Genomic DNA, 6,875 nt, shown 5'->3' with positions numbered 1-6,875 from the left:
TTATTTACCCAAACAATTATCAAACAGTAAAATTGCTGAGTGATGATCCTGAAAATGCCATTTTTGCCAAATCAGGAAATCCAGAATTGAGGGATGCGAAAAGTCATGTTGCAAAGTCTTTTTTAGAAATGCTTGAGGAAATGGAGAAATGGGATACTCAAAATGGTCCTTATACTTGGGCCGCATTTAAAAATACGAGGATCAACCACTTGGTACCTAATTTTGAGTCATTTAGTAGACAGGGAATCTACACAGGAGGAGGTTCAGGAATACTTAATGCAACTGGGCCAAGGCATGGTGCCAGCTGGCGATACGTTGCTGAAATGGGAGATCAAATAACCGCTTTTGGCATATACCCCGGCGGGCAGTCTGGAAATCCAGGAAGTAAATTTTATGATAATTTCATCAAAATATGGGCTAATGGCGAATACGTTAATTTTAACCTAAGGACCCAAACAGATGGTGAAAGCATTTTATTTTCCACAGCATTTAGCAATTAAAACATGGTGAAATCTTTATTATTTGCGATTTTGACTGTATTGGCAGTTTTATTTGTGGGCAAGTTTACTTCCTATTGGCTTTTGATGATCGTGGTAGCCTTGCTTGCCTTTTTATTTAATTTGAGGCCTTGGCCTGCGTTTTTTGTGGCTGGCTTGGCTTTCGGGTTGTCATGGTTTGCACTGACTATTTGGATCTCGGTCCAATCCGAATCTCAGCTTCCTGAGCAAATGGCCACATTAATGGGAGTCAAAAAGGACAACTTTCTTTGGTTGATTACCGGGACTCTTGGGTTTTTGATCGGAGGATTTTCTGCGATGACTGGTTCTTTTTTCAGAAAAATTTTTGAGAGAAAAGAAGAGGGTATTTATAGAAGTTGACTTCTGGATGACTGTGTGAAAATTCGGTTTTTGTAGATGATAAAAAATGTGGCAAAAGTTATACTAAAATGCAACGCCTACCTTCATAGTAAAAACAGTTGAAAAAATTTTGCTTTTGAATACTAGACGAGTACTTTTGTTGCTCATTTCCCAGCACAATTTTTATGTTAGAATCTTTAATCACATCAAAGACAAGGCTCAAGCTGTTGGTTAAGTTTTTTATTAATGAGAATAATCAAAGTCATCTTAGAGGCCTGGCAGAGGAATTCGGAGAATCTACCAATGCCATCAGAAAAGAATTGAATCACCTCACTGAGGCAGGGTTTTTGGTAAGACAGTCTGAGAAAAATAGGATAGAATACAAAGCGAACATCAATCACCCTCTTTATCAAAATCTTCATGAGCTTATAAGGAAGTACCTTGGGCTTGATAAGCTATTAGAGGCTATTTTGGAGCGCATGGGCGATGTTTCTCATGTAGTGCTGACAGGAGATTATGCAAAAGGGAATAATAGCGGAGTGATTTCAGTTGATATTTTGGGTAAAAACCTAGACGAAGGTTACCTGGAGAAACTTAGTGTCAGAATTGAAAAACTGATAAATAAAAAAGTGACATTTAAGATCAGTCAAGGGGAAATCGATCCTCAAGGCTTGGTCTTATATGAAAAATAAGGGATTAAGATATCCCTGTAGTCAATTACTAAAGTAATAGTGTTAAGCGCAAGAATGTGACTGAAAGGGCGAAGCTGTGCCAGATCATCTTTATTGGTCAAAAATCTCATATCTTTAAAAAAACTACGTTAATTCGTGAAAACATCGAAAATATCTATGCAAGGGTTTTTTCCTAAGAAAGAATTTCTTTTTCTGATTTTATCTTTTGTATTGCTCGTGCAGTTGGGCTATTCCCAATCCATGAATGACATTCAAAACGTAAAAGTTGACAACTTGTCCGATGCTCAGGTGGAGCAGTTGATCAAGCGTGCAGAATCTGCGGGGATGAATGAATCACAACTCGAAGCATATGCAAGAGAAAAGGGGATGCCAGCCAATGAAGTAGCTAAACTCCGTGAAAGGATCCAACAGTTGAGGTCAGGGGGACGGCAAGGGCAACAACAGGCGAGGCCAGGACAGCAGCAAGGTCAGATAAGACAGGTAGCGGGCTTCAATATGGATCCTGCCCTGTTTGATTCCATCAGGAGAGCAGATCCGTATTATGACCTTACTCCGGAACAGAAAAAAATATTTGGCTACAAACTTTTCCATAATAGAAACTTGACATTTAGTCCAAGTTTGAATATACCTACGCCAGGCAGTTATGTTATTGGATCAGGAGATCAACTCATTATTGATGTATATGGAGCTTCTCAACAATCTTATGAATTGACTGTGAATCCGGAAGGAAGGATAATGATCCCCAATCTAGGACCGATTTCAGTTGGAGGGTCTTCAGTGGATGCAGCAAGACAAAGGATTAAGCAGCAGCTTGGAGGGATTTATTCCGGTCTTTTGGGATCAAATCCCAATACATTCTTGGAGATAAGATTAGGTAATATAAGATCTATTTCAGTTTCAATAGTAGGGGAATTGGTCAAACCAGGAACCTACACCCTGCCTTCATTTGCTTCGGTATTCAATGCTTTGTTTGCCGCAGGTGGTCCAAATGAGAACGGTACTTTTAGAAATATTCAGGTGTATAGAGACAGCAAATTATTGGGGGAATTGGATGTATATGATTTCCTTACCAAGGGAGAACATGGTAAAAATGTAACCCTAAGAGACAATGATGTGATCATAGTACAACCTTATAAAAACAGGGTCGAATTAAAAGGACCCGTAAGGAGAGAGGGTTACTTTGAAATGAAGCCTGACGAGAGTGTAGCTGATTTAATCAATTTTGCAGGAGGATTTTCATCTTTGGCTTACAGGGAACGTCTGACTATAAGAAGGGCTACGGGTGAGCAAATGAAGGTAAATGACTTAAATGCAGAGGAGTTTAACAGTTTTACCCTTCAGGATGGAGACGAAATAACAGTGGGGGAAAGGCTAAATAGGTTCGAAAATAGGGTGCAGATTTCCGGAGCGGTCTTTAGACCAGGGGAGTTTAGTATTCCAGTCGATGGAATGGGAGTAAAAGCATTGGTGGAAAAGGCAGAAGGTCTAAGAGGTGATGCTTTTGGAGGAAGGGCCATTTTATACAGAACTAAAGAAGACCTTACCTTGGAATCTCGTTCTGTAGATATAACAGGAATAATGAATGGGACAACCCCTGATATTGAATTGAGGAGAGAGGATGTTTTAAGCATCCCGAGTAGATATGATCTGAAGGAAGAATATTATGTAAGGATAACGGGAGAAGTAAATATTCCAGGTTCTTATGCCTTTGCTGAAAACCTATCAGTTGCAGATTTGATCCTAAAAGCTGGAGGGTTCAAGGATGCGGCTTCTAATTCCTACATTGAAATTGCGAGAAGGGTAAGAAATGATGTTTCAGGTAAAGTGGCTGAAATCATCAATTTGGAGGTAGATGCAAACCTTAATCTTAAAGAAGATGATGCAAAGGTTATTTTGCAGCCCTTTGATCACATTTTTATCAGGAGAAGTCCCGGATTTCAGCGGGAGCGTATAGTGGAAGTAGATGGAGAAGTGTTTTACCCTGGGGAGTTTGCCCTCAGCGATGCCAATGAACGTATATCCGATCTGATCAGAAGAGCAGGTGGGCTTAATCAGTTTGCTTATCCAAAAGGAGCTACGTTGATTAGGAGGACGGAGTATTATGAGGCAAAGACAGAAAGTGAATTAAAAGAGGAAAACCTAAGGTCGGTAGTTACCAAGCTTCAAAGAGAGGGTTTAAGTTTAAGTGAAGCAGAAGAAATTGCCTTGGAAAGAATAGAGAAAAGATTATTAGACAAAGAAGAAGCTAAAGTAAGGATGGAAGAAAAAGAAAAGCAGACTTTGGCTTCAAGATTCAGAGCAGAGAGGCTTCAGGACGTTTCTGTAGGAGACACCGCTTTAGTCCAATATGAATTTAAGGAGCAGGAGCTAATTGGGATTAATTTAGAAGCTATTCTAGCAAGTCCTGGTTCAGCACAAGACTTGATCTTAGAAGAAGGGGATATAATCAGTATTCCCAAGGAGTTGCAAACAGTAAGGATGCGTGGAGAAGTACTGTTTCCAACAACTGCAAGGTTTCAGGATTTCAGGGGATTTAGGTCTTATATTTCCAGAGCTGGTGGCTTTACTGAAGATGCCAGACGCGGCAAGTCTTATGTGGTTTATGCCAATGGAGACGTACAGCGAACCAGAAAATTTTTATTTCTCAAGTTTTACCCGCACATAGAACCTGGAGCTGAGATTATTGTTCCTAAAAGACCAGAAAGACAACCAATGACAGCACAGGCTTGGATCGGATTGGCAACAAGCATGGCTACTTTGGCACTTCTGATTAACAACCTGACAAATTAAGAAGTTTTTAACTACTAGTTTTTAGATTAATTGAAAGAAAGTAAAGAAGGGTATTTTAAGTACTTCAGGTATTTTTACTCAAAATTAGGTTATAAAGTGTTTGTAGCCTTGTTTTTGAGTTTATGTGTTGGACTTTTAGATGGCTTTGGGCTAGCAATGTTTTTGCCATTATTGCAAATGGTTGGAGATACCGATGCAGTAAGCAGTGGCGAAGAATTGGGTGGACTTCAGTTTTTAATTTCCGGGTTGGAAAGTTTTGGTATTCAATTGAATCTACAGACAGTTCTGTTTGTGATCATGTTTTTCTTTATTTTCAAAGGGATCACCAAGTTTTGCCAAGGGTATTACAATGTAATTACACAACAGTATTTTATCAGAAAACTCAGGCTCACCTACGCTAAAATGTTGGGTAATTACTCTTATAAATCCTTTGTAAATGTGGATTCGGGAATGGTGCAAAACACTATGGGTGGTGAAATGGGGCGGGTTTCGACGGCTTTTAAAAATTATTTCAGCACAATACAGTCAGGTGTCCTGGTCGCAGTGTATTTGGGCTTAGCCATCATCACCAATTTTCAATTCGCAATACTGGTAGCCATAGGGGGGACTTTATCCAATTTGGTCTACAATAGAATTTACAAAAAGACCAAGCTCACCTCAAAAAAAATAACAAAGGGAGGACATGTTTATCAAGGGCTTTTGATCCAAAATGTAGCATTTTACAAATACCTGAGGGCAACCGGGTTGATGTCATTGTTTTATGATAAAATGAAGGTTGCCATTGAATATATAGAGCAAAGCAATAAGAAAATAGGTTTTTATAATTCCCTTGTCGTAGCTGCTAGAGAGCCTTTGGTAATCACGGTTGTAGTAATTGTTATACTGATTCAGGTCAACCTCTTTTCAGAAAATATCAGTGCAATTGTGCTCAGTTTGTTGTTTTTCTACAGATCCCTGAACTCTTTGGTGGAACTGCAAAATCATTGGAACAATTTTTTAAATGTCACAGGTTCTCTTGACAATGTTATTGAGTTTGGACATCAATTGGCAAGTTCCCAGGATGAAAAAGGGGATCAGAATTACCCTGGTTTGAAAAACAATATCAGATTGGAAGAAGTCTCATTTGGGTATTTTGATGACAAGGTTCTTCAAAAACTCAATCTGGAAATCCCTGCAAAGAGTACGGTCGCATTTGTAGGAGAGAGTGGCAGTGGAAAAACTACCTTGGTGAATTTAATAGCAGGCCTCTTCAACACGGATACTGGAAAGATATTTATAGATGGTAATGATCTTAGGGAAATTGATAAGTTAAGTTTTCAGAAAAAAATAGGCTATATCACACAGGAGCCTGTTATTTTCTCTGACACAATTTTCAATAATATCACAGCCTGGTCTGAAAAATCTACTGATAACCAAGAAAAGTTCTGGCAGGCGCTCCGCAAGGCAGCCATTGATGATTTTGTAAGGGAATTACCCGAAAAAGAAGATTCAAAATTAGGGAATAATGGTATTCAGGTTAGCGGAGGTCAAAAACAAAGGCTAGCTATAGCCAGAGAGTTGTATAAGGAAACTGATATTCTCGTAATGGATGAAGCGACATCGGCACTTGATACAGAAACTGAAAAGATCATCCAAGAGAACATAGAGCAATTAAGAGGGCAGTTGACCATCCTGATCATTGCACACAGGCTATCCACTATTAAGACAGCAGATAAAATTATTTTGCTCAAAAGCGGGAAGATTGAGGCTGCCGGCTCCTATTCAGAATTGATACAAAAGTCGGAGAAGTTTCGTAAAATGGTTCAGCTACAAGAAATTTAAATATGATTCCAGTAACAAAGCCTTTTTCACCTCCAATAGAGGAATATAAGAAGTACATAGATGAAATATGGGAACGTAATTGGTATACCAATAATGGGCCTTTGGTAAATCAGCTTGAAAAGGATCTTAAGCAATACTTAGGAGTAAGTGAAGTGGCTTTTGTTTCGAATGGAACGATTGCAATTCAAATAGCATTGAAGGCCTTGGGTATTCATAAGAAGGTAATTACAACTCCATTTAGCTATGTTGCTACCACAAGTAGTTTAGTCTGGGAAGGTTGTGAGCCAGTATTTGCAGATATTGATTCGAATACTTTGAATATTGATCCTTTAAAAATTGAAGAATTAATTGATGAAGATACCCAAGCGATTTTGGCTACCCATTGTTTTGGGAATGCATGCGAAATCGATCAGATTGAAAAAATTGCGCATAAACATGGTTTAAAAGTGATTTATGACGCTGCACATTGTTTCGGAACAAAGTACAAAGGTGAATCGATTTTCAATTTTGGGGATATTAGTACGACAAGTTTCCATGCAACTAAGTTATTCCACACCATCGAGGGTGGAGCTATTTTCAGTGGAAATAAGGAATTGAGGAAAAAGGTTAGCTTTCTGAGAAACTTTGGTCATGACGGCCCTGAAAAATTCAATGGAGTAGGTATCAATGGGAAAAATTCGGAGTTTCATGCAGCAATGGGTCTTTGTAATTTGAA

Annotated in this window: 6 protein-coding genes; all 6 read left to right on the top strand. The window is 38.9% G+C overall.

The window, feature by feature from the left end; all coding sequences use genetic code 11:
* A partial coding sequence (locus EA341_RS17940) for a penicillin acylase family protein (RefSeq protein ID WP_293016547.1) occupies positions 1-500 on the top strand: 500 nt, incomplete at its 5' end.
* A gap of 3 nt (positions 501-503) precedes the next feature.
* On the top strand, positions 504-878 hold the full coding sequence (locus tag EA341_RS17935) for a hypothetical protein (protein WP_293016546.1): 375 nt from the start codon (positions 504-506) through the stop codon (positions 876-878).
* Between the two features lie 164 nt (positions 879-1,042).
* A complete protein-coding gene (locus tag EA341_RS17930) occupies positions 1,043-1,549 on the top strand; it encodes an ArsR family transcriptional regulator (RefSeq protein WP_293016545.1) in 507 nt (168 codons plus the stop codon).
* A 156-nt stretch (positions 1,550-1,705) separates the two neighbouring features.
* Complete coding sequence (locus tag EA341_RS17925) at positions 1,706-4,339, top strand: SLBB domain-containing protein (RefSeq protein WP_293016548.1); 2,634 nt, start codon at positions 1,706-1,708, stop codon at positions 4,337-4,339.
* 30 nt (positions 4,340-4,369) lie between these two features.
* Positions 4,370-6,160: an ABC transporter ATP-binding protein gene (locus tag EA341_RS17920; RefSeq protein ID WP_293016544.1), complete on the top strand. Its 1,791-nt coding sequence runs from the start codon at positions 4,370-4,372 to the stop codon at positions 6,158-6,160.
* 2 nt (positions 6,161-6,162) lie between these two features.
* Positions 6,163-6,875 (top strand): aminotransferase class I/II-fold pyridoxal phosphate-dependent enzyme (locus tag EA341_RS17915; RefSeq protein ID WP_293016543.1); only part of this gene is annotated, 713 nt, incomplete at its 3' end.

This window comes from Mongoliibacter sp. (assembly GCF_007692705.1).
Classification (GTDB): Bacteria; Bacteroidota; Bacteroidia; order Cytophagales; family Cyclobacteriaceae; genus Mongoliibacter.
The sequence above is the reverse complement of the archived record's forward strand: the minus strand, read 5'-3'. Positions and strand labels throughout refer to the sequence as shown.